We start from the raw sequence: 21,945 nt of genomic DNA, 5'->3' as shown, positions 1-21,945 counted from the left end.
ATTCAAACGTTATAAAAGGGAGTTGAATATTTTGTTAAGAAAGAGAAAAAAAGAACTAGATTACGATTACGAAGAAAATTATGAAGAAGATGAAGATGAAATTGACTTGCTAGAAATTGTGATGATAGTTCGTAGGCATATAAAGGTTATTATTGCGATAGCTGCTATATTTCTTTGTCTTGGAGTAGGATTTGCAATGAGTCGTGTAGCTACATACAAATCAACAACAACCTTGATAGTATCATCAGGTAATTATTACAATGCAAAAAATTTAGACTCGGGAGAACTATCATTAAATCAAAAGTTAGCTACAACTTACACAGAGGTGGCAAAAAGTCCGAGTGTTCTAAATTCAGTTATAAAGAGATTGGATTTAGATATGAAAACAAATCAACTTTCAAAGTTAATTAGTATAAATTCTGTAGAAGATACAGAGCTTATTAAAATTACAGCAATTGATAAAGATCCTGTAATGGCAATGAGAATAGCAAATGAAGTAGCAGCAGAGTTTACTCAAAAAGTAAAAGAAGTTATGACTTTTGAAAATATAAAAGTAGTGGAACCAGCAGAAGTTCCAGAAGTTCCAGAAAGCAGAAAGCGTGCTTTAATAGTTGCTATTGCAGGTATATTAGGTGGAATGTTAGGAACTTTTATGGTGTTATTGATTGAAATGTTTCACTCAAAATTACGTCGTCCAAAAGATATTGAAAATATTTTAGGGGCTTCGATTTTAACTCATGTCCCTTTATATGAACAGATTGGTGAATTAGAAACTCTTCATGAAAATAGTAAACTTAAATCAATACTAAAGCTGGGAGAGTTTGGTAAAAGAAAATCTGGAGGGAAATCTTAATGGTTGATAAGATGAAAAAAGAGGAAAGTCAGAGAAGATTGTTTTTTAAAGGGGATAAAGAAGATCAAGTAGCTGAAAGTTTTAGATTACTTCGTACAAATATTCACTTCATGGATGAAAAGACAAACAGGGTTGTAATAGTTACGAGTACAATACCTAAAGAAGGAAAGAGTTCAGTTGCTTCCAATTATGCCATGAGTGAAGCGATTGCAGGTAAAAAAGTTTTGATAGTAGATTGTGATATTCGTAGACCCAGAGCTCATACGAGTTTTGGAATTCAAGTAACAAAGGGATTAGCGGATGTTTTAGCTGGGAATGCTAAAATAGAGGATGTTATTCTTAAAGATGTAGAGAATAATTTGGATTTATTACCTGCTAAACATTTCCAGGGAAATGTAACGGAAATGTTTTTAAGTAAAAATCTATCAAAACAATTAGACACTTTACGTGCTTTATATGATCTTATAATTCTTGATACAGCTCCTTTAACTGTTGCCACAGATGCCGTACTATTGGCCGAACATGGAGATGGAGTAATATATGTCGTTGGATATGATATGGTGACAAAAAAAGAATTGGAGCATGCTAAAAAATTATTGCATAGAGCAAAAGCAAACTTATACGGTGTAGTTATGAATAAAGTCGATAAGACAGGTTATTCATATGGTAACTATGGGTATTATAACTATAATTATCGTTATTACAATGACTATATTACTGAGGAATAGCAAATTAGGGAATTACTGATGGTAATTCCCTTTTTTTTAAAGGGGGAGAAGTGAAAAAGAAAATATTGATGGCTGGGATGTTATTATGTACTGCTGTATACTCTAAAGAAATTGGTTTAGTTGAAGTTCTTGAAAAATTAAAAGTTAATAACTATGAAATAAAATCTCAAGAACAAGAAATAGAGATAAAAAAATTAACTGTAAAAAAAGAGTTTAAAAAATTATTTCCTGGAGCAGATTTTGAGGTAGAAAAAGAAATTTTAAATAATCAACAATATAAAGATGGAGCAAATGTATTTGGACCACAAAAGGTAACGGCTGGAATAAATGTATATTCTGGAGGAAAATTAGTTAATAACTATAAAAAAGTAAAAAAAGATTTCTCTAAATCAGAAATAGACTTAATTTTAATTAATCAAGATATGGAGATAAAAGCTATCGAATTATATTTTGAAATTTTAAGTTTAAATAAGCAAAAAGAAATAACTTTATTTGCTAAAGATACTTTATTAAAACAGGAAAAGCGTTTAGACATATTATTCTCTAATAATAAAATGGTAAGTAAAAATGAGCTTCTTGAAGTAAAGGCTGATATTATGAGTATAGATGCAGAACTTTTAGAATACGCAGACTCTATTCGTGTAGCAAAAGAAAAATTATTTGTTCTAATAGGAGAAGATATAAATTCTGACTATACATTTACTGAATATAACGAAGAGTTTTTAAGAAAAAGCAGAGAACAACTTCAGATGGATATAGAAAAAGCTAAAAAAGAAGGAAACTTAGCATTAAAAAAAGATTTAGATATAGAAAAGGCAGAGCTTGATGTGAAAATAGCACGTGCGGGATTTTTACCTACCATTAAATTAAATGTAGAGTATCGTTTAGATGATGATATAAAGTATGGAGATAATCATAAAGATTGGGGATTAGAAATTGAAGCATCTATGAATGTTTTCCAGTGGGGAGCAACACTTGATGATATAGACAGTAAGAAAATTGCTTTAGAAAGAAGAGAGCTTGAAAAAAATAATGTTCTTGAGAATTTAACTGTGGATATTCGTAGCAAGTATTCAAAGATAGAGCAGTTAAAAAAAGAGATTACTATAGCAAAAGAACGTAAGTTATTACTTGAAGAGAGTACGAAAATACAAAATATTCGTTTCACAAATGGAATGTTGAGTTCATTAGATTATCTAGAAAGTATACAGTTATTAAGACGAGCTGAAGAAAAAGGATATGTACTTCAAAAAGATTTAATCTTAGCAAATAAAGAGTATAATAACTTAATTAGATAGGGGAGAGAAGAATGAATAAGAAAAAAGTAGCAATACTTGCAATAGCAATACTTTTAATAGCAGGATGGGGAGTTAAAAAGAAATTTGAATCAAGTAATTTAGTAGTTAGAACTGCTCCAATAACATCTGGAGGGTTAAATGATACAATAACTCTAGAGGGAGTTGTTGAGCCAGAAACAGAAGAGACAATCTATGCAGAAGTTCCAGTTGTAGTAGAAAAGGTTGAATTAAAAGTTGGAGCTAAGGTAAATAAAGGGGATACTATCCTATCTTTTACTGGAGAGGCTAAAAAAGAGATAGAAAAATCTTTAGAAGAGATAAGTATTCAAGTTAATACAAGTGAAGCACTTTTAGATACAATAAAAAGACAGGCTAAAAATGCAGGTTTTGAAGCAGAAGTAACAGCTCAACAAGCAAAGGTAAATAAGGAACTTTTAGATCAAGATGCTATAAGTTCTATAGAGGTTGCTAAATCTGTAAGCATGGCTAACAAAGCCTCTTCAGAGTACGAGGATTTAAAAGCTCGTGGATTAGTTGAAGAACAAAAATATAATCTTTTAGTATTAAAACAAAAAGATTTAGAAAAAAAGTTTAAATCTATAGGAGAGGATTTAAAAGCTCCCCAATCAGGAATAGTTACAAATTTATCTGTTGAAAATGGTACCATTTTAAGACAGGGGCAAAAAATACTTAGTATAGCAAAAGAAGGAAATTACAAAATTAAAATCGAAGCTCCTGCAAATTTAATTTCAAGTATAAAAGAAGGAAGCGAAGCAAATGTTAGAGATCTTTCAAACGGTGGGAAATATGCTTATAAAGGGAATATAACAAAAGTTTCAAGAGTGGCTAGAGATGATGCCAAGAAAAGAAAAGTTATCGATATAGAGGTTGCTTTAGAAAATGGAGAGGGGTTAAATCCAGGATTTTTAACTTCTGTTGAAATAGTTGGTGGATTTAGTGATACTGCTAAATTAGTGGATTCATTTTCTGTTTTAGAAGAGAATGAAAGATACTTTGTTTATATGGTAAAAGATGGTGTTATAGAAAAAGTTCCAGTAGAAATTGGAGCTCAAACAAATCTTAAATATGAAATATTAAACCTTCCTGTAGGTACTAAAATAGTCATTAATCCTTCAAGAGTAAAGTCTGGACAAAGAGTTAAAGAGATTTAAAATATACAAATAAACTATCTCTATTTTTTATATTATGAAAAGTATGATATAATAGAATGAATATGAATTAATAATCATAAAAAATAAAGTTAAAAAATGGAGAAAAATGAAATTTAAAGAATTTAATTTAAAAGAAGAGATAATGATGCAAGTAGAAGCTGTTGGATATAAAGATGCTACACCTATACAAGAAAAAGCAATTCCAATAATACTAGATGGAAGAGATATACTTGGACTTGCGAAAACAGGAACGGGAAAGACAGCTGCTTTCGTTCTTCCTATGTTACAAAAATTATGTATTAGCCAGGTTAAAGGAAGAACAGTTCGTGCTTTAATAATTGCACCAACAAGAGAGTTAGCAGAACAAATAAATAGTACTATATTACAACTAGGAAAATATACAAGACTAAAAAGTGTTGCAATATATGGAGGAGTATCAACAAAATCTCAAGTAGATGCTCTACGTGGTGGAGTGGATATAGTTGTTGGATGTCCAGGAAGATTACTTGATCTTATCAATCAAAAATATTTAATGCTAAATAAAATAGAAATGCTAGTTTTAGATGAAGCTGATCATATGTTAGATATGGGATTTTTAAAAGACATAGAAAAAATTATCAAGCAAACACCTAAAGTTAAGCAGATGCTTTTATTTTCAGCAACAATGCCAAAAGAAATAAAAAGTCTAGCTTCTAAAGTGTTAGTAAACCCTGAAGTAGCTGAGATTGAATATAAAGATCCAGTAAAATTAATAGAGCATACTCTTTGTCATATAGAGAGTAGTCAAAAAAAGGATAAATTACTTTCTCTATTAGAGGATCCTGAGTTAGAATCTGTAATTGTATTTACAAATAGTAAGCATAAAGCTAAAAACTTAAGTAGAATACTAGAGCATAAAGGTCATAAGTCAGTAAACTTCCAAGGTAATCTTTCTCAAAACCAAAGAGAAAATGCTTTAGATGGATTTAGAAGTGGACATTATAAGATTTTAGTAGCTACGGATATAGCTGCTAGAGGTCTTGATATACCACAGGTTACTCATGTTGTTAACTTTGATTTACCAAGAACAGCAGAGGCTTTTACACATAGAAGTGGAAGAACAGGAAGAGCAAACAAGAGTGGAAAAGTTTTATCTTTTGCATCTGCAGAAGATAAAAAGATACTTTCTGAAATAATCAAAGTAAATAAGTTAAAGTTTGAAAAAATAGAGGGAAAAGAAGATACTTCTACTGTTGCAAAAAAAGAAGTAAAAAAACCTAAGAAAACATGGACTAATAAAAAACCTTACAGTGGAAATAAAACAAAAACAGAAAAATAAATTATAGAGTTATTCAATGGATAAGAGAATGTAGATTTTTTACATATCTTATCCATTTTTTATTATTGACTTTTATAGTATAAATTAGTTGACAATATTTTGTAAATAATATACTATATATTAAAAATAGTTTGATACACAAAATATAAAAGAGGAGAGACTATGAAAAATAATGATTTATATGGAAATATTAACTCAGGAGAAATACTTTCAGAAATGGAAGAATTCATTGATAAGTTTAAATCTGTAATAATAGGAACTGTTTCTATAGATGGTGGGGTAGACTTAACATATGCTCCATATTTGAAACTTGATGGGGAAAATTATATATACATTAGTGAAATAGGAGATCATTTTTCAAATCTAAAAAATAAAGAACAAATCTTTGAAATAATGTTTTTGGAAGATGAATCAGAATGTGTTTCACCAGTAGTACGTAAAAGAGTAAGATTTAATGTAAATGCAGAATTTTTGCCAAGAGATGAAGAGTTTGAAAAAGTTTTAGATTCTTTTGAAGAGAAAGTTGGAAAGCATATGAAGATAACTAGAAATATGAAAGATTTTCATCTTGTAAAATTAAATATTTTAAATGGAAGATTTGTAAAGGGATTTGGAAAAGCTTATAAAATTCAAAATGATGGAGAGGGTTTTAAATGGAAAAAATAAGAACTTATGATATAGAAAAAATTGATGAATTATTTGAAATTTTAAGAGGTTGGGAAAAAGTTTTCTTACTTGTTGTAACACAAAATTTTGTTTTAGAGATTCAAGATAAATTTCCAAGTGGATTTTATGCCCATGGTTATTTAAATTTCCATGATAAAAAAACATCTATTGGTGGACATCTAAGTGTTAGTAAAATAAAGAAAATTCTTTTGGTAGAAGGTATAATGTTTGGAAGAAAAAGTTGTTCTATAAAATTTTATAGTGAAAATGACGATGAAATATTTAGTATTTACGTTCCAAGGGATGAAAATAAAGAATTAATCCCTGAATGTTTAGAGAGTTTTAATAATTTATAAAGATGATTTTGTTTCTTGGGGAGTTGATAAATAACTCCCCAATCTATATTTTTATTTCTAAATTGAATTATATATATTTAGTACCTGCATCATTACGCCAGTCAAAAGTGCATCTTCGTCTATATCAAAATTACCATTGTGTGCTTGAGTGATTATATTTTTTTTCTTATTTTTAGTTCCTAGCGTAAAGAAAGCTCCACTTGTATTTTCAATAAAATAGGCGAAGTCCTCAACTCCCATGTCAGCTAATTTTTTTTCATATATATATTCTTCACCAAACAACTCTATAATACTTTTTTTAATAATATCTACTGATTCATCATGATTTATTAAAGCTGTATAGTCTGGTTCTATTATAATTTCACCCTTTCCACCAAATGCTAGAGGAAGTGTATTTACAATTTCTTCTATCCTTTTTTTCATATAAGCTCTAACTTCTGGGTTAAGAGTTCTTAAAGTTCCTTCTAATTCAATCTCGTTTGAAATAATATTTCCAGCTGTTCCACCGTTAATTATTCCTATTGTGATTACACCAGATTCTCGAGCATCTAAATTTCTACTTACAATACTTTGGAGAGCTACAATAACGTGAGAGGCAATTAAAAGTGCATCTATTCCTCTATTTGGATAAGCACCGTGACAACTTTCTCCTATTATCTTTATTTTTAATATATCTGATGAAGCATACATAGCTCCGTATCTTATTCCAATTTGCCCTGTATCTAAGGTTTCATCTACATGTAAACCATAAACAGCGTTAACTCCTTTAAGAGCACCATCACTTATCATGGATTTTGCTCCTCCAACAGTTTCTTCTGCTGGTTGAAAGAGAAGTCTTATGTTTACTGGAGGCTTTATTTTTGCGTCATAAAAATATTTAGCAACTCCTAAAACTACTGTAGTATGTACATCATGACCACAGGCATGACAGACACCTATATTTTTAGATGCATACTCTACATCTTTTATATCTAAAATAGGCAATGCATCAATATCACCTCTCAAAGCGATTGTTATATTTTTATTTTCACCTTCTATATCTGCAATAACGCCAGTATTAAAAGATGTCCTATGAGTAATGTTCATTTCATCCAAATACTCGCAAATTTTATTGTGGGTTCTAAATTCTTTGGTACTTAATTCTGGATGTTTATGAAAATCTCTTCTCACTTGAATTAACCAATTTTTTAATATTTCTTTATTCATTTTTTACTTCCTATTATATTTTCTTCTAACAAGAAATCATTTTTTACTAAATCTTCATAAGTTTCTCTTTTTGAAACTAAATAACTTTTTCCAGATTTTACAAATACCACAGCAGATTTTAAAGATTTATTATAATTGCTACTCATTGAATGGCCATAAGCGCCAGTGCAACTAACAAGAATTAAATCTCCTTCATGACATTTTCCTAATTTTATATTTTTAGCTATTATATCTCCAGACTCACAGCACTTACCTGCAATTGTAACAGTTTCTTTTTTTGTTTCATTCAATTTATTTGCAATAATGGATTCATATTTTGCTTGATATAGAGCTGGACGAATATTATCTGTCATTCCACCATCTATAAAAATATATTTTTCACCTCCAAATGTTTGCTTTTCTCCTCCTACTGTATATAATGTACTTCCAGCTTGAGCTACAATAGAACGACCAGGTTCTATTGATATATTTTCAATTTTCAAATCTTCTTTTTCTAAATTTTCTTCCAAACATTTTATAATTTTTTTCATTATTTTTTTTAAATCTACATCGGTATCTTCTTCTGTATATCTTACCCCAAAACCACCACCAATATTTATATCAGGAATTATGATATTTAACTGTTTAGAGATTTTTTTTGTAAATTTAATCATTGTTTCTATTCCGTCACAAAAAGCTACTTCATCGAAAATTTGAGATCCGATATGACTATGAAAACCTAGAAAATTAAGTTCTTCTTTTTCTATAATATTTTTTACAATATTTACGATATCTGTATCAAAAATTGATTCTCCAAATTTTGAAGAATGTTTTGAAGTCTTTATATATTCATGAGTATGTGCATCTATTCCAATATTTAATCTCAACATTACATTCATTTTCTTTCCAAACTTTTTACAAGCTTCGGAAACTTTTTCAGCTTCAAATCTATTATCTAAAATTATACTTCCAATTTCATTTTGTACACAAAACTCGATTTCTTCTTGAGATTTGTTATTTCCATGCATGTGAATTTTTTTTGCTGGAAATCCAGAGGATAAAATTGTATAAAGTTCTCCAGCAGAAACTGCATCAATATCTAATCCAAATTTATTTATAATTTGAGCCATTCCTTTTGATAAATAAGCTTTTGATGCATAAACAACAGTGGTTTTGAATTTCTCACTTTTAAAAACATTTTTAATAGCTTCTATTTTCTCTTCCATAAAGTCTAAATCATAAATATATAAGGGTGTTCCGTATGTTTGTTGTAGTTCTTCTACAGATACTCCACCTATTTCTAAAACACCACTTACATTAGTCATTGTTCCTAGATATTTCAATGGTTGCCTCCTGAGTTAAAATATAAAAAAGATCTAAAAAATCTCCTGTTAAGCAGAAATTTAGATCTTATTCTCGTTAATCAATAGATATAATGTATTCCTACTTTTAAGTATGTACCTCAATATTTAATAAATGTCAAATAAAAAGAATTGATATAAACAAAAAAGTGAGGTATATAAAAATATTAATAGAAAAATAAAAGGAAGTGATTATATGAATATTGAATCAAACACGGGAGCTAAAATTAATGAAGTGGTAGAAAAAGAAAAATTTAAGATAGAAAAATTTAAGATACCTCACACATATGTCATAATATTTGGGATGATAATGCTATCTTTTATAGGAACATATATAATTCCAGCAGGAGTTTATGAAAGGGTTAAAGATGTAAATTCAGGAAGAATGATTATAGCTCCTGAAACTTTTACTTATGTTGCAAATACTCCAGTTAAGTTTTTTTCTTTTACAGAGCATAATCTATTCACTGTTATAATTAGAGGGTTACAAGCAACTTCTGGAATTGTTTTCTTTACATTTTTAGTTTGTGGATTTTTTAATATGATTCAAAAGACTGGAGCAATTGATTCTGGAATAGCTAGAGTTGCATATGTTTTTAGAAATAGAGGAATGATATTGATACCAGTTGTTATGTTTGTATTCTCGGTTGGTGGAGTTGCAATAGGAATGAATACGGAGGCTATAGCTTTTGTTCCCTTAGGAGTTCTACTAGCAAGAGCGTTAGGGTTTGATGCTATGGTTGGAATGGCCATGGTTGCTCTAGGAGCAGGGGTTGGATTTATAGGAGGATTTATAAATCCTTTTACAGTGGGAGTTGCACATTCTGTAGCTGGACTACCAATTTATTCAGGGATGGGATTTAGAGTAGGAGTATACGTAGTTTTATATATAGCTACTGTTTTATATATAGTAAGATATGCAAAAAAAGTTAAAGAAAATCCATCGAAAAGTGTAGTTTATGATTTAGAAATGAAACAAAAAAATATATCTTTAGATGTAAAGGAAATGCCGGATTTAACATTGAAACAAAAAGGTGTGCTTTTAATTATGTTATTTGGATTTGTAGCTTTAACATATGGAGTTTTAAAACATGGGTGGGGGACAGATCAGTTGATAAGTGTATTTATGTTTATGGGAATAACATCTAGTTTAGTTGCAGGAATATCTCCGAGTGACTCAGCTAATAACTTTTTAGATGGAGCAAGAAACGTTGTATTTGGTGCTTTGGCAGTGGGTATAGCTAGAGGAATTTTGGTAGTATTAGAAGACGGCCAAATAATAGATACAATTTTATTTTATCTATCTAGTAAAATATCGTCATTACCTGGAGTAATCTCAGCATTATTAATGTATCTTGTTCAAATAATAACAAATTTATTTATTCCTTCAGGAAGTGGTCAAGCGGCAACAACAATGCCAATTATGGCTCCTTTGGGAGATATGATAGGAGTTTCTAGACAAACAGTTGTTTTAGCTTTCCAATATGGTGATGGATTTACAAACTATATTAATCCAACAGCTGGTGGACTTATGAGTTACTTAGCGATATCTCAAATATCTTATGAAAAATGGGTAAAGTGGATGGCTCCTCTCATGGGAATATGGTTAAGTATAGGTGCTATTGCTATAGTAATAGCTTATTTTATTGGATATTAAACTTTATTTGCTATCTAGAAACAAGTGTGGTATATAAAGAAGTTATTACATTTGTACTAATGGGGGAGATTTTATGAAAAGAAATTTTTTTAAACATTCATTGTTATTTTGTATGAGCTCATTGATTCTTACGGCAGCAGATTTTTATCAAAACGGAAATATCTATACTGTAGATTCAAACTTTTCTAAGGCAGACTCTATGGTTGTAGATAATGGGAAAATAGTTTTTGTTGGAAAGGAAGCAGAGGCGAAAAAATATTTAAAAGGAAATGACAGAGTTATTAATTTGGAAGAGAAAACTGTTATTCCGGGAATAGTTGAGTCTCACATGCACTTTAGAGGAGAGGGGGAAAAGCTTTTAGCTCTTGATATTTTTATGAAAGATAAAAAAACAATTCTTGAAATGGTTGAACTTGAAGCGAAAAAGTTAAAGCCCGGAGAATGGATAACTGGTAGAGGATGGAATCAAGAAGTTTGGGAGAACCCACAGTTTCCTTCAAAAGAGGACTTGGATAAGGTGGCACCCAATAATCCAGTATCTTTGACTAGAGCTTGTGGACATGCTTTGTGGACTAATACTTTAGGGCTAAAAGAAGCTGGAATAACTCTCGAAACAAAAGATCCTGTAGGGGGAGAAATTCTTAAAAATTCTAAAGGAGAACCTTTAGGAATATTAACAGATACAGCAATGAATATGGTTAGAGGAAAAATACCTCCTTTAAGTAATGAAAGAAAACAAGAGGCTATGAAGCTTGCTCAAAAGAATTTATTTTCTTTAGGAATAACATCAGCATCAGATGCTGGAGCAAATTTAGAAGATATATCAAATTATAAGGCCCTTTATGATAAGGGAGAACTAGATATAAAAGTTTATGTAATGTTAGGTGGAGCAGAGGTTGCAAATCAATTTTATCCAAATGGACCTCAACCAAATTTATATAATGGAAAATTAAATATCTCGGCTTTAAAATTATTTGCAGATGGATCTTTAGGAGCAAGAAGCGCATGGATGTTAGATGATTATAGTGATAGAGTTGGACATAAGGGAAATGGAAGATATAGTGATGAAGAAATATATCAATATGTAAAGGATGCAAGAAAAAATGGATTTATAGTTGCAACTCATGCTATAGGGGATGCTGCTAACAGACAGACAATAGAAGCATATGAAAAAGTGTTAAAAGAAATGCCTTGGGACGACCATCGTTTTAGAATAGAGCACTTTCAAATTGTTAATTTAGATGATATTTCAAAAACAATAAATCTTGGAATATTACCTGTTATGCAGGCAGTTCATGCAACTTCAGACATGAATATGGCTGAAGATAGGGTTGGTTCAGAAAGAATTAAAGGTGCATACGCGTGGAGAAAAATTATAGATATGGGTGGAAAAATAGCTAATGGTTCTGATGCTCCTGTAGAGTTAGTAAATCCATTTTATGGGATATATGCTTCTGTGGCCAGAAAAGATCATAATGAAACTCCTAAAAATGGTTGGTATCCTGAGGAAAGTATGACAAGAGAAGAAGCATTGAAGTCATTTACAATTTGGTCTGCATTTTCAGAGAAAAAAGAGAGTATAAAAGGGTCTCTTGAGCCAGGAAAAGCAGCAGATTTTATAGTTTTAGATAGAGATATAATGGTTGTTCCTGAAAAAGATATAATAGATACTAATGTTTTATTAACTGTTTTAGATGGAAAGGAAGTTTATAAAAAATAAATAGAATATTAAATATAAAAATCTCCTTGGCTATTGATAACCAAGGAGATTTTTACTAATTTTTCTTAAATTCTTCATTCAATCTTTTTTTATACATAAATTCTGTAAAATCTATATTATATGTTTCCAAAGTTTTTAAATATTCTTCAAATATGTTTTTTACATAATTAGGAATTTCATTTATAGGTAAAATTAAATTAGGAACTTCATAAGAAAGTGCTTGGGTATTATTTGTTAAAATTCCACCAATATACACTTGCATACAATCAGTTATTACATCATTTATTCTCTTTTTTAATCCAATAAATCCAAGAGGTGCAATTGGAATACCGGCACAAGAGCTTGGACATCCTGATACTCTAATATTTTTAGCTTCTTTAAATATAATATCTCTATATTCTGGACGTTCATTGGCAAGATTATCTAATTCTACACCTATTGCATCTCCAATTTTCATTGAATCTTGTATACCAATCATACAGATAGTAGATCCAACACAACATCTTAATTTTCCCCTAATAGATAGAGTTTCAGTTACTATTTCAGGAATTTTTTCATCCAAGTAATTGTAGATATGCTCTAATGCCGATTCGTGTATTAGTGGGATAACTAAATTTTGATTTATAGTGGCTCTAACCAACGAGATGCCTAATTCATCCAAAATTTTTATAAGTTTTTCTAATTTTTCAACAGAGAGATCTCCATTCTTAACATAAAGAGCTAAAGAAACTATATTTTTAAATTTAGTTGGTCTAGTACAGACTTTTTTCCATTCATTAAAAGATAAATTAGAAGGAGTTTCTTTGAATGCTAATAATTCTTTTACTTTTTTTTCATAATTAATATATGGAATAGGTCCATTTTTAACATTGCTTTTATTAAAATATTCCAAAAATAATTCCCTAAATTTATCTATACCCATCTCTTCTACTAAAAATCTCAATCTTGCCTTCATTCTATTGGTTCTATCACCAAACTCATAAAAAATATCAATAATAGTTTTAACAGTTTTTAGGATATCTTCCTCTGGTAAAAATTCAATTAATGTATGTCCCAGTCTACTATTTCTACCCATACCACCACCACAGTAAACTTTGAATCCTTTCTTTCCATTTATTTCTTTAGCAAGAAATCCTAAATCTTGGATTGCTACTACAAATTCCTCTTCCGAATTATTTGCAAGACCAACTTTGAGTTTTCTACCAAAGTCAAAAGCTTTATCATAAAAAAAGACTTCGTTTTCAATCATTCTTGCATATGGCATAACATCGAATGTATTTTTTTCGCTTACACCTGTAAAAGTCGATACTAAGATACTTCTAAAAGTATTTCCTCCTCCACCTCTGAAATACATTTCTTTTTCGTTACAAGCTTCAATTACTGATTTTACATTTTCAAATGGAACTTCGTGAAGTTGATAATTTTGTCTAGTTGAAAGATGCATATAAGGAATTTTATATGTTCTCATTATTTCAGCAAGATTTTTTAATTTTTTAAGAGATAGTTCACCACCAACAGCTTTTAATCTAAGCATCATAGTTTTTCCCTTTTGTTCATAAATTCCAAACTTTGATCCCTTCTTTTTTAAATCTGCCGATGTTATACAGTTGTTAGCATATTGCTCGATATTTGATTGTAAATCTTTATATTCACATTCAATTTCTTTTAATTTTTCATGTATGTTGTTCAATTAAATCACCTCGAGAGTCTTTTCGAGAACTTTTCTTTAAATCCTTCAAATTTTTTAAATCAAATTACTAAAAGTTTGAATTGCCATAAATAAGTCATTTTCATCTGGATGAGAGGCTGCAATTTCCCATCTTTTTTTTCTTTCCGGAGAAGATGACATTATAGCTGTTAATTTTGGATCAATTGCTCCTTGGCAAAAGTATCTTTTTACAATTGAATTATTATTTTCTAAAAATAACTTATCAATATTATCTACGCAATTTTTGGCATGTTCAGAATCTGGAGATGCTCCTAGAGTAAAGAAATATCCAATTTTTTTGTTTTTAATATTTTTAACTAAAGTTAATGAAGTAGTATCAAGCGTTGCTCTATCAATCCACCCACCTACAACAATAAAATCATAATCTTCTAAATTTACTTCGTTATTATCTTTAATGTTTACTAAGACTGAGTTTGGGATTGTTGTGTGAATAGCCTCCGCAATTTTTTTTGTATTTCCAGTATTTGATGAATATAAAATGATAGATTTCATTTTTCCTCCAGTTTTATTTTTTATTAAATTTAAATTCTTTATAAAAATATAATTTTATAGGTTTATTGTTTACTGTAATTGGAGTTAATTTCCAATTGCAAAGAGCTTTTTTAACTTCTTCTTGAAATCCTAATTTGTCATTTTGACCATAGAATTTAATTTCTTCTATATTTCCTTGAAAATCAACTAAAAAACGAACTTTTACAAAAACTTCTTTTGAATATGAAAGTCTTTTAGCCATTAAAGGATATTCAGGTTCTGGTTGTGCTATAAATGAATATTTCAAGCCTTTAACACCTTGGTTTTTAGCAGCATAAATACCTTTTGAGAGTTCAATAAAATCTGAATTTAGTTCTTTTGTCTCATTTTTAGAATTTTTATTGTCTTTATTTTTATTGTCTTTATTTTGAATTTGTTTACTATAATCAGTTTTTTTTTCTTCTTTTACAATTTTATCTTTTACAATTTCTTGTTCTATAGATTTTTCTACACTTTCTGTTATCACTTCTTCCACTTTTGGAGCAACTTCTTGATTTTGATAAGAAAAATTCATAGAAACCTTATCAATGGTTAAATTTGTACCTGATTCATCAATTTGAAATTTTGGATTTCTATCAAATGTATAATCAAAAATGAAAATAAAGGCATGTAAAAAAAGAGAAAAGATAATAAATTTCATAAGACCCTCCTAATCTAAATATAATTTTTATTTTAGAAAATTATTATAACAAAAATTACTTTAATAATCAAACTATTTTAATTCAAATAATTTTATTTAGAAATATATTGACGAATCGTAATAAAAATATTATACTGACAAAGAAAAGATTTGATAATCAAACTATTTATATTTGTATTTAAATTTAAGGGGTGAAATAAATGTTAGATTTTTTAAGAGATGGCGGACCACTTATGGTAGTGATAATTTTATTATCTATAGCAGGTTTAAGTGTAGTTTTGGAGAGAGGTTATTATTTTTATAAAAATGAAAAACACAATGGAGAAATTTTGATAAATCATTTGGAAAAATTTGTTAAAAATGGAGAAAAAGTGAAGGCTATCGAAGTTTGTGATTGTTTTAAAAATACATCATCTAAAGTTATGAAAACGATATTAATGGAATACAGTTCAGAAAAAATGAATTGCTGTACTTATGATTACCTAGAAGAGAAAGCTAGGGAGTGTGCATTAAGAGAATTACCTAAATTGGAAAAAAATATGTGGATTTTAGCAATTGCCGCAAACGTAACCCCATTAGTTGGACTTCTGGGAACGGTAACTGGGATGATAGGAGCGTTCACTTCGATGTCGCAACATGGAGCCGGGGATCCAACAGTTCTAGCTTCTGGGATATCACAGGCCTTAGTGACAACTGCATCAGGATTAATAGTAGCGGTTCCATCATTAATATTTTATAATTTTTATCAAAAAAAAATAGAGAAAGCTATGATAGACATGGAAAAAAATGTTGTTGAGTTTATAAATATAATAAGAAAGATGTAGGTGAGGGAATGTTTGGATCAAAAAGATTTATGAATTATCAAAGAAAACAACTATCTCCAGACTTGACTCCACTGATAGATGTAGTTTTTCTTCTTCTGATATTTTTTATGGTAGCTACAACATTCGATGATATGGGAGGAGTGAAGATAGAATTACCAAAATCACAAATTGAGAAGATTGAGGAATTAACTGAAAAAGTCTCTATTTTAATGACAAAAGATAATCTTTTAAAAATAAAAACAGCCACAGATAGCGGAACAAATATAACAGATGTGAATAAAGAAGATTTAAAAGAAAAACTAGCACTAGAATTAACTAAAATAAAAAATAAAAGAGTAGCTATAATGGCTGATAGAGAACTAGATTATGGAGAAGTTATAGATATTATATCTGATATTAAACTCTCAGGAGCAGAATCAATAGACATAGAAACTAAAAGGAAGTGAAAAGATGAATACACAAAATATACAAAACCCTTTCGAAATAAGATATAAAAGCCATCATAATGTGAGTGCATTAGTAGGAAAATATTATCCGTCAGTTAGATTAAAGGAGGATGATTTCTTAAAAAAATTAAATGAGGACCCAAAAGATGTTCCAAGAGCTATATATGTTCATACTCCGTATTGTGATAAAATTTGCTCATTTTGTAATTTAAATAGAGAACAATTAAATGGCAGTCTGGATAGCTATTCGGAATATATATCGGACGAGTTTAAAAAATATGGACAATATAAGTATTTTAAAGAAAAGCCTATAGATGTTATTTATTTTGGTGGTGGAACTCCAACAGTTTATAAGGAATACCAACTGGAACAAATTTTAAAAGCTTTAAATGAGAATGTGAAATTAGCAGATGATTATGAATTTACATTTGAAACAACTCTACATAATTTAACAGATGGAAAATTAGAAATAATGCAAAAATATGGTGTGAATAGATTATCGATTGGAATCCAGAGTTTTTCTACAGTGGGAAGAAAGTTTTATAATAGAACTTTTGATAGAGAAGAGACGATTCAAAAATTACTAGATTTAAAGAGAAAGTTCAAAGGGGAAGTTTGTGTTGATATTATTTATAACTATCCAGAGCAATCGGTAGAAGATGTAATAATGGATGCAAAGACAATAAAAGATTTAGATTTAGGAAGTTCTAGTTTTTATTCTTTAATGGTTCATGACGGATCAACCTTATCTAAAGATATAAAAGATGAGAAAGTAAAATTAAATGAGAGTTTGAGAATAGAAAAAAAATTACACGATGCTTTTGTTGATGAACTAACTAAAGGTGAAGAATATTATATCTTAGAATTAACTAAAATAGCTAAAAAGGGAAGAGATAAATATAAATATATAAAAACCAGAAGTTTTGGTGGAGATACTTTTCCTATCGGAGTCGGAGCAGGTGGAAATATTGATAATATAACTGTTTTTAGAATGAAAAAAGAGATAAGTATGTTTGTTGAAAAAAGTGAGTATCAATTAAGATTAGATAAAATTTCAGGGTTATTTCAATTCCCGGTAGTGGAAAAAAATATTTTATATCCAATGTTAGAAAAAAGAGAAAAAGAAATATTTACATCTATAATTGGTGAATTTAAAGAAAAAAAATTAATAAATGAAACAGCAGATAATTATACTCTAACTAAAGATGGTTTATTCTGGGGAAATAATATATCTAGAGATATTTTAGTTAGATTGATTGAAGAGACATTATAAAAAGAATGGGAGAGTTAAGAAAATGAATAAAAAAATACTGATAGCAAGTTTAATACTATCCAGCTTATCTTATGGAACGGAAGATTTTTTTTATGAAGAATCAGAAAAGGGAGTTAAGTTAAAAGAAAGTGTGATATCTACAACGGGATTTGAAACATCTCAAAGAAATATAGCAAATACTGTAACAGTAATTACGGCGAAAGATATCGAAGATAATAATTACCAATCCGTATCAGAAGCCTTAAAAGATGTACCCAGTGTAAATGTTATAGGAGATCCAAAAAATCCAATCATTGACATGAGAGGACAAGGAGTAAAAGCAAACGCCAATGTTCAAATTTTGATAGATGGAGTTGGAGCAAATTTACTAGATACGAGCCATGCAAAAACACCTATTAATACAGTTCCAATTGAAAATATTGAAAAAATTGAAATAATACCGGGTGGTGGAGCCATCTTATATGGAAATGGAACTAGAGGTGGAATAATAAATATTATAACTAAATCTGGAGCAAATTATAATGGAGCATCGATAAGTAGTGAATTAAATAGTTTTGGTGGTAAAAAGGGAGAAGTTTCTTATGGAACAACAGTTAAAGATTTAGGGATAAATTTAAATTATACAAAGAATGATTATAAAGGTTTTAGAGATGGGGATGAATCTAACTCTGAATTTTTTGAAAGTGGATTTAAATACAAACTAACAGAAAATCAAAATATATCATTAAAATATTCAAGATACGAAGATAAAGCAACATCACCAAGAGCACTTAAAAAATCACAATTAGATAATCCTGAAAGTAATGGGCTATTTACTAAATATGATAAACTTTTAGAAAATAATGTTGTAAAAAATGAAGTAAACGGTAGATATGACTATAAAATTAATGAAAAGGTTTCATTAGATTTAATAGCATTCTATCAAGAGACAGAGATAGAAGATACGAACGATTATGGAGTGGATTTTGCTGGAAAATTAATCGCTAAAACAAACAATATGAATTTTACTGATAAAAAAATAGGATTTAAACCTAAATTGAAAGTTTCTTATGGGGATGAAAATAATGTTATCTTAGGATATGACTATATAAATAATTCATTAACTAGAAACAGCGTAATGAATATGATGAGTTCAGAACTTTATAAAAACGACTTAACAAAAGAAACTCATAGTATTTTTGTTTTAAATACAAATAAATTAAATAAGTTTGAATTTACCCAAGGGATAAGATATGAGTATGCAGATTATGATATAAAAAGAGGATATACAAAATCATCTTTGTCAACAGGACAAATTTCCTCAAAAACAAATATAGCTAAAAATAGTTCTATGGAAAATATGGCCTATGAGGTAATAGGAAATTATTTATATTCAGACACTGGAAATGTATATATAAAGGCTGAAAAAGGATTCACATCTCCAGCTCCAGCTCAACTTGTGGATAAAATAGATGGAGCATATATTGAAAATGATTTAGAATCAGAAACATATCTAACATATGAAACTGGATTCAAAGATTATTTCTTAGGTAGTTTTATAAGTGGAGCAATTTATCTAACAGAAACAAAAGATGAAATAACAACAGATAACTTTACTGGAATGAACTTTAAAAATTATAATATCGGAAAAACTCAAAGATATGGTTTGGAACTTAATGCAGAACAATATTTTGGGAAATTAACAATAAAAGAGGGATATGCATTAATAAAAACTGATATTTTAAAAGATTCCGATAAAAGTATAGAAGGAAATGAAATAGCAAATGTACCAAATAATAGATTTAATATAGCATTCGACTATGAACTGAACTCTAAAATTAATTTGATACTAGATACCATATACTCATCATCATATTACTTAAATAATAAAAATGAAAGTGGTAAACAAAATGAAAATGTTGTAACTAATTTAACAGTTAATTATAATCCAATACAAACATTGAGAGTATATGCTGGAATAAATAATATTTTCAATGAAAAATATTATGATTCAATTAGTGCGGATGGGAATGAGTTTAATCCAGCAGCAGAAAGAAGTTTATATACAGGATTTAAATATAACTTCTAGTTAAAGTATTAAGGAGAAGAATTAACATGAAAAAATATTTACCATTGATATTGATTCTGGGAATAATAATGACAGGAATATTTTCTGTTGGAATGGGTAGTGTACCCATTCCATTAGAACAATTATTTTCAATGACAGATGCCCCAGATTACATAAAAACAATAATATATGATATACGTTTACCTAGAATATTTATGGCAATACTAATTGGAATGATGCTTTCTTCGAGTGGAGTTGTAGTACAGGCAGTTTTCCAAAATCCATTAGCAGATCCTTATATAATAGGAATAGCCGCTTCAGCGACATTTGGGGCAGTAGTAGCCTATGTATTACAGCTTCCTGATATTATGTATGGGGTATTAGCATTTATATCTTGTCTAATAAGTACATTTATAATATTTAAACTTTCAAATAAGGGCGGAAAAGTTGACATAACGACTTTATTGATAGTAGGGATAGCGGTGTCATCATTCATTGGTGCTTTTACATCTTTTGCTATGTATCTGATAGGAGAAGAGTCTTTTAAAATAACAATGTGGTTAATGGGATATCTAGGTGGAGCTACTTGGATAAAGGTTGGAATTTTAATTGTTCCTCTTATATTGTCATTAGTATTTTTCTTCTTACAAAGAACTCAGTTAGATGCTCTTTTATCTGGTGATGAGGAGGCTCACTCATTGGGTGTAGATGTACAAAGTTTAAAGAAAAAAGTATTGGTTGTATCCTCTTTTGTAGTGGCATTTTCAGTGGCATTTTCAGGAATGATCGGTTTTGTAGGGCTTATAATTCCTCATTCAATAAGAATGATAACAGGACCATCAAATTCTAAATTGTTGCCAAATTCAGCATTGGCTGGAGGATTTTTTCTTTTGATATGTGATACCATTGGTAGATTGGTATTAGCTCCAGTTGAAATTCCAATTGGAGTTGTAACTGCATTCTTTGGAGCTCCATTTTTCTTATACTTAGCTTTTAAAGGAAAGGGAGGGAAATAATGGATATAAAGATAGAAAATTTAATGTTTTCATATAGAGATAGACAGATTCTAAAGGGAATAGATATTGAAATAAAAAAAGGGAAAATGGTTGGAATTTTAGGACCTAATGGTTGTGGAAAATCTACATTTTTAAAAAATATTTTAGGGTATCTTACTCCAGATGAAGGTAAAATTGTTTTTAGTGATTTGCTTCAGTCTAAATTAGATAGAAAAGAGATTGCAAAGTTAATATCTTTAGTTCCTCAAAAGTCAAATTTGATGGCTACAATGTCTGTAGAAGATTTTGTTTTAATGGGAAGATTACCTCACTTAAAATCAACTTGGGAAGGATATTCGAAGTACGATAAAGATTTTGCTAAAACTAATCTAGAGTTTTTAGGTCTTGAAAAATTTAAAGATAGGATTGCTCTTAGTTTATCAGGAGGAGAGTTCCAAAGAGTTCTTTTGGCAAGAGCTTTGACTCAAGAACCACAAATTTTATTACTTGATGAGCCTACATCAGCCCTTGATTTAAATCATGCAGTAGAACTTTTAAATAGAGTAAAAAATTTAGTTGAAGAAAAAAAGTTAACAAGTGTTATAGTTCTTCATGATTTGAATTTAGCTTCTATGTTTTGTGATGAATTAATTATGATGAAAGAAGGAAAAGTAGTTTATCAAGGAGCTCCAAAAGATGTTTTAACGGAAGAAAATCTTAAAGAAGTTTATAATCTTAAGTCAAAAATAATAAAAGATGATAAAGGTAATCCGCATGTGATACCTTTAATATAGGGGGAGAATATGAAAAAAACAATAGCGGTATTAATGAGTTTGATGCTTTATGCTCCTACTTATTCTCTAAAGATAGATGGGAATAAGATAGTGGATAAGAGTGGAAATGTTGTACAGAATAAAAAATATGAAAAAATATTGGTATTAGATCCAGCTGTTGTAGAATCCTTTTACCTAATAGAAGGGGAAAAAAGTATCGTAGCTATAGCAGATACTGCAAAAAGTCCAATTTGGCCAGTTGAAAAAACTAAAAATTTACCAAAAGCTGGAACAATCATGAAACCATCGGTAGAACAAGTTTTATCGTTTGAACCAGATTTAGTTATATTAAATTCTATGTCAGAAGGTTTTG

At 29.3% G+C, this 21,945-nt stretch carries 21 protein-coding genes; 16 read left to right on the top strand and 5 right to left on the bottom strand.

Annotated elements, in window-relative coordinates; all coding sequences use genetic code 11:
• Positions 1-31: 31 nt before the first annotated feature.
• From H3N56_RS00105 to hutX, 7 genes are all read left to right on the top strand, one after another.
• On the top strand, positions 32-853 hold the full coding sequence (locus tag H3N56_RS00105; RefSeq protein ID WP_185879324.1) for a YveK family protein: 822 nt from the start codon (positions 32-34) through the stop codon (positions 851-853).
• Positions 853-1,581, top strand: coding sequence for a CpsD/CapB family tyrosine-protein kinase (locus tag H3N56_RS00100; RefSeq protein WP_255492117.1), 729 nt, complete (start codon positions 853-855; stop codon positions 1,579-1,581). Before H3N56_RS00105 ends, H3N56_RS00100 begins: the two co-directional genes overlap by 1 nt.
• 50 nt (positions 1,582-1,631) lie before the next feature.
• Positions 1,632-2,879, top strand: a complete 1,248-nt coding sequence (locus tag H3N56_RS00095; RefSeq protein WP_185879323.1) for a TolC family protein — start codon at positions 1,632-1,634, stop codon at positions 2,877-2,879.
• 11 nt (positions 2,880-2,890) lie between these two features.
• Positions 2,891-4,051 (top strand): efflux RND transporter periplasmic adaptor subunit, encoded by a 1,161-nt coding sequence (locus H3N56_RS00090; protein WP_185879322.1) that lies wholly within the window; start codon positions 2,891-2,893, stop codon positions 4,049-4,051.
• A gap of 106 nt (positions 4,052-4,157) precedes the next feature.
• Entirely contained in the window at positions 4,158-5,369 is a 1,212-nt protein-coding gene (locus H3N56_RS00085; protein ID WP_185879321.1) for a DEAD/DEAH box helicase, read from the top strand.
• 162 nt (positions 5,370-5,531) lie between these two features.
• Positions 5,532-6,035, top strand: a complete 504-nt coding sequence (locus H3N56_RS00080) for a pyridoxamine 5'-phosphate oxidase family protein (RefSeq protein WP_185879320.1) — start codon at positions 5,532-5,534, stop codon at positions 6,033-6,035.
• A complete protein-coding gene (gene hutX, locus H3N56_RS00075) occupies positions 6,023-6,391 on the top strand; it encodes a heme utilization cystosolic carrier protein HutX (RefSeq protein ID WP_185879319.1) in 369 nt (122 codons plus the stop codon). Before H3N56_RS00080 ends, hutX begins: the two co-directional genes overlap by 13 nt.
• Before the next feature lie 57 nt (positions 6,392-6,448).
• Here hutX and H3N56_RS00070 read toward each other — a convergent pair whose 3' ends face one another.
• Both H3N56_RS00070 and lysA read right to left on the bottom strand, forming a co-directional pair.
• Positions 6,449-7,597 carry a M20 family metallopeptidase gene (locus tag H3N56_RS00070; protein ID WP_185879318.1) on the bottom strand — a complete coding sequence of 383 codons (1,149 nt, stop codon included), beginning with the start codon at positions 7,595-7,597 and terminating at the stop codon, positions 6,449-6,451.
• Positions 7,594-8,919, bottom strand: a complete 1,326-nt coding sequence (lysA, locus tag H3N56_RS00065) for a diaminopimelate decarboxylase (protein ID WP_185879317.1) — start codon at positions 8,917-8,919, stop codon at positions 7,594-7,596. Before lysA ends, H3N56_RS00070 begins: the two co-directional genes overlap by 4 nt.
• A gap of 214 nt (positions 8,920-9,133) precedes the next feature.
• Here lysA and H3N56_RS00060 point away from each other — a divergent pair, with 214 nt between their 5' ends.
• Together H3N56_RS00060 and H3N56_RS00055 are read left to right on the top strand one after the other, a co-directional pair.
• Complete coding sequence (locus tag H3N56_RS00060; protein ID WP_221893410.1) at positions 9,134-10,594, top strand: YfcC family protein; 1,461 nt, start codon at positions 9,134-9,136, stop codon at positions 10,592-10,594.
• A 73-nt stretch (positions 10,595-10,667) separates the two neighbouring features.
• Positions 10,668-12,314: an amidohydrolase gene (locus tag H3N56_RS00055; RefSeq protein WP_185879316.1), complete on the top strand. Its 1,647-nt coding sequence runs from the start codon at positions 10,668-10,670 to the stop codon at positions 12,312-12,314.
• 55 nt (positions 12,315-12,369) lie between these two features.
• Here H3N56_RS00055 and H3N56_RS00050 read toward each other — a convergent pair whose 3' ends face one another.
• Genes H3N56_RS00050 through H3N56_RS00040 form a run of 3 tightly spaced genes read right to left on the bottom strand, consistent with a single transcriptional unit; the run spans position 12,370 to position 15,214 of the window.
• Positions 12,370-14,004 carry a nitrite/sulfite reductase gene (locus H3N56_RS00050; RefSeq protein WP_185879315.1) on the bottom strand — a complete coding sequence of 545 codons (1,635 nt, stop codon included), beginning with the start codon at positions 14,002-14,004 and terminating at the stop codon, positions 12,370-12,372.
• 54 nt (positions 14,005-14,058) lie between these two features.
• Positions 14,059-14,535 carry a flavodoxin family protein gene (locus tag H3N56_RS00045; RefSeq protein WP_185879314.1) on the bottom strand — a complete coding sequence of 159 codons (477 nt, stop codon included), beginning with the start codon at positions 14,533-14,535 and terminating at the stop codon, positions 14,059-14,061.
• A 13-nt stretch (positions 14,536-14,548) separates the two neighbouring features.
• The gene (locus H3N56_RS00040) at positions 14,549-15,214 is read right to left on the bottom strand and encodes an energy transducer TonB (protein ID WP_185879313.1); all 666 of its coding nucleotides are present in this window, start codon (positions 15,212-15,214) and stop codon (positions 14,549-14,551) included.
• A 200-nt stretch (positions 15,215-15,414) separates the two neighbouring features.
• Here H3N56_RS00040 and H3N56_RS00035 point away from each other — a divergent pair, with 200 nt between their 5' ends.
• From H3N56_RS00035 to H3N56_RS00005, 7 genes are all read left to right on the top strand, one after another.
• A complete protein-coding gene (locus H3N56_RS00035; RefSeq protein ID WP_185879312.1) occupies positions 15,415-16,038 on the top strand; it encodes a MotA/TolQ/ExbB proton channel family protein in 624 nt (207 codons plus the stop codon).
• An 8-nt stretch (positions 16,039-16,046) separates the two neighbouring features.
• On the top strand, positions 16,047-16,484 hold the full coding sequence (locus H3N56_RS00030) for a biopolymer transporter ExbD (protein ID WP_255492116.1): 438 nt from the start codon (positions 16,047-16,049) through the stop codon (positions 16,482-16,484).
• A 4-nt stretch (positions 16,485-16,488) separates the two neighbouring features.
• Positions 16,489-17,757, top strand: coding sequence for a radical SAM protein (locus tag H3N56_RS00025; protein WP_185879311.1), 1,269 nt, complete (start codon positions 16,489-16,491; stop codon positions 17,755-17,757).
• 22 nt (positions 17,758-17,779) lie between these two features.
• Positions 17,780-19,825: a TonB-dependent receptor gene (locus tag H3N56_RS00020; RefSeq protein ID WP_185879310.1), complete on the top strand. Its 2,046-nt coding sequence runs from the start codon at positions 17,780-17,782 to the stop codon at positions 19,823-19,825.
• A gap of 26 nt (positions 19,826-19,851) precedes the next feature.
• Complete coding sequence (locus H3N56_RS00015) at positions 19,852-20,820, top strand: iron ABC transporter permease (RefSeq protein WP_185879309.1); 969 nt, start codon at positions 19,852-19,854, stop codon at positions 20,818-20,820.
• A complete protein-coding gene (locus H3N56_RS00010) occupies positions 20,820-21,593 on the top strand; it encodes an ABC transporter ATP-binding protein (protein ID WP_185879308.1) in 774 nt (257 codons plus the stop codon). Before H3N56_RS00015 ends, H3N56_RS00010 begins: the two co-directional genes overlap by 1 nt.
• A 9-nt stretch (positions 21,594-21,602) precedes the next feature.
• Positions 21,603-21,945 (top strand): ABC transporter substrate-binding protein (locus tag H3N56_RS00005; RefSeq protein ID WP_185879307.1); only part of this gene is annotated, 343 nt, incomplete at its 3' end.

The organism is Cetobacterium sp. 2A (genome assembly GCF_014250685.1).
In the GTDB taxonomy this organism is placed as follows: domain Bacteria; phylum Fusobacteriota; class Fusobacteriia; order Fusobacteriales; family Fusobacteriaceae; genus Cetobacterium.
This window is presented reverse-complemented; position numbering and strand designations above follow the sequence as displayed.

What these genes read in the sequence shown, in the direction of transcription:
- H3N56_RS00100 (WP_255492117.1), top strand. Translation starts at nt 853, where the DNA reads ATGGTTGATAAGATGAAAAAAGAGGAAAGTCAGAGAAGATTGTTTTTT.
- H3N56_RS00090 (WP_185879322.1), top strand. Translation starts at nt 2,891, where the DNA reads ATGAATAAGAAAAAAGTAGCAATACTTGCAATAGCAATACTTTTAATA.
- H3N56_RS00085 (WP_185879321.1), top strand. Translation starts at nt 4,158, where the DNA reads ATGAAATTTAAAGAATTTAATTTAAAAGAAGAGATAATGATGCAAGTA.
- H3N56_RS00080 (WP_185879320.1), top strand. Translation starts at nt 5,532, where the DNA reads ATGAAAAATAATGATTTATATGGAAATATTAACTCAGGAGAAATACTT.
- hutX (WP_185879319.1), top strand. Translation starts at nt 6,023, where the DNA reads ATGGAAAAAATAAGAACTTATGATATAGAAAAAATTGATGAATTATTT.
- H3N56_RS00070 (WP_185879318.1), bottom strand. Translation starts at nt 7,597, where the DNA reads ATGAATAAAGAAATATTAAAAAATTGGTTAATTCAAGTGAGAAGAGAT.
- H3N56_RS00060 (WP_221893410.1), top strand. Translation starts at nt 9,134, where the DNA reads ATGAATATTGAATCAAACACGGGAGCTAAAATTAATGAAGTGGTAGAA.
- H3N56_RS00055 (WP_185879316.1), top strand. Translation starts at nt 10,668, where the DNA reads ATGAAAAGAAATTTTTTTAAACATTCATTGTTATTTTGTATGAGCTCA.
- H3N56_RS00045 (WP_185879314.1), bottom strand. Translation starts at nt 14,535, where the DNA reads ATGAAATCTATCATTTTATATTCATCAAATACTGGAAATACAAAAAAA.
- H3N56_RS00040 (WP_185879313.1), bottom strand. Translation starts at nt 15,214, where the DNA reads ATGAAATTTATTATCTTTTCTCTTTTTTTACATGCCTTTATTTTCATT.
- H3N56_RS00035 (WP_185879312.1), top strand. Translation starts at nt 15,415, where the DNA reads ATGTTAGATTTTTTAAGAGATGGCGGACCACTTATGGTAGTGATAATT.
- H3N56_RS00030 (WP_255492116.1), top strand. Translation starts at nt 16,047, where the DNA reads ATGTTTGGATCAAAAAGATTTATGAATTATCAAAGAAAACAACTATCT.
- H3N56_RS00025 (WP_185879311.1), top strand. Translation starts at nt 16,489, where the DNA reads ATGAATACACAAAATATACAAAACCCTTTCGAAATAAGATATAAAAGC.
- H3N56_RS00020 (WP_185879310.1), top strand. Translation starts at nt 17,780, where the DNA reads ATGAATAAAAAAATACTGATAGCAAGTTTAATACTATCCAGCTTATCT.
- H3N56_RS00015 (WP_185879309.1), top strand. Translation starts at nt 19,852, where the DNA reads ATGAAAAAATATTTACCATTGATATTGATTCTGGGAATAATAATGACA.
- H3N56_RS00010 (WP_185879308.1), top strand. Translation starts at nt 20,820, where the DNA reads ATGGATATAAAGATAGAAAATTTAATGTTTTCATATAGAGATAGACAG.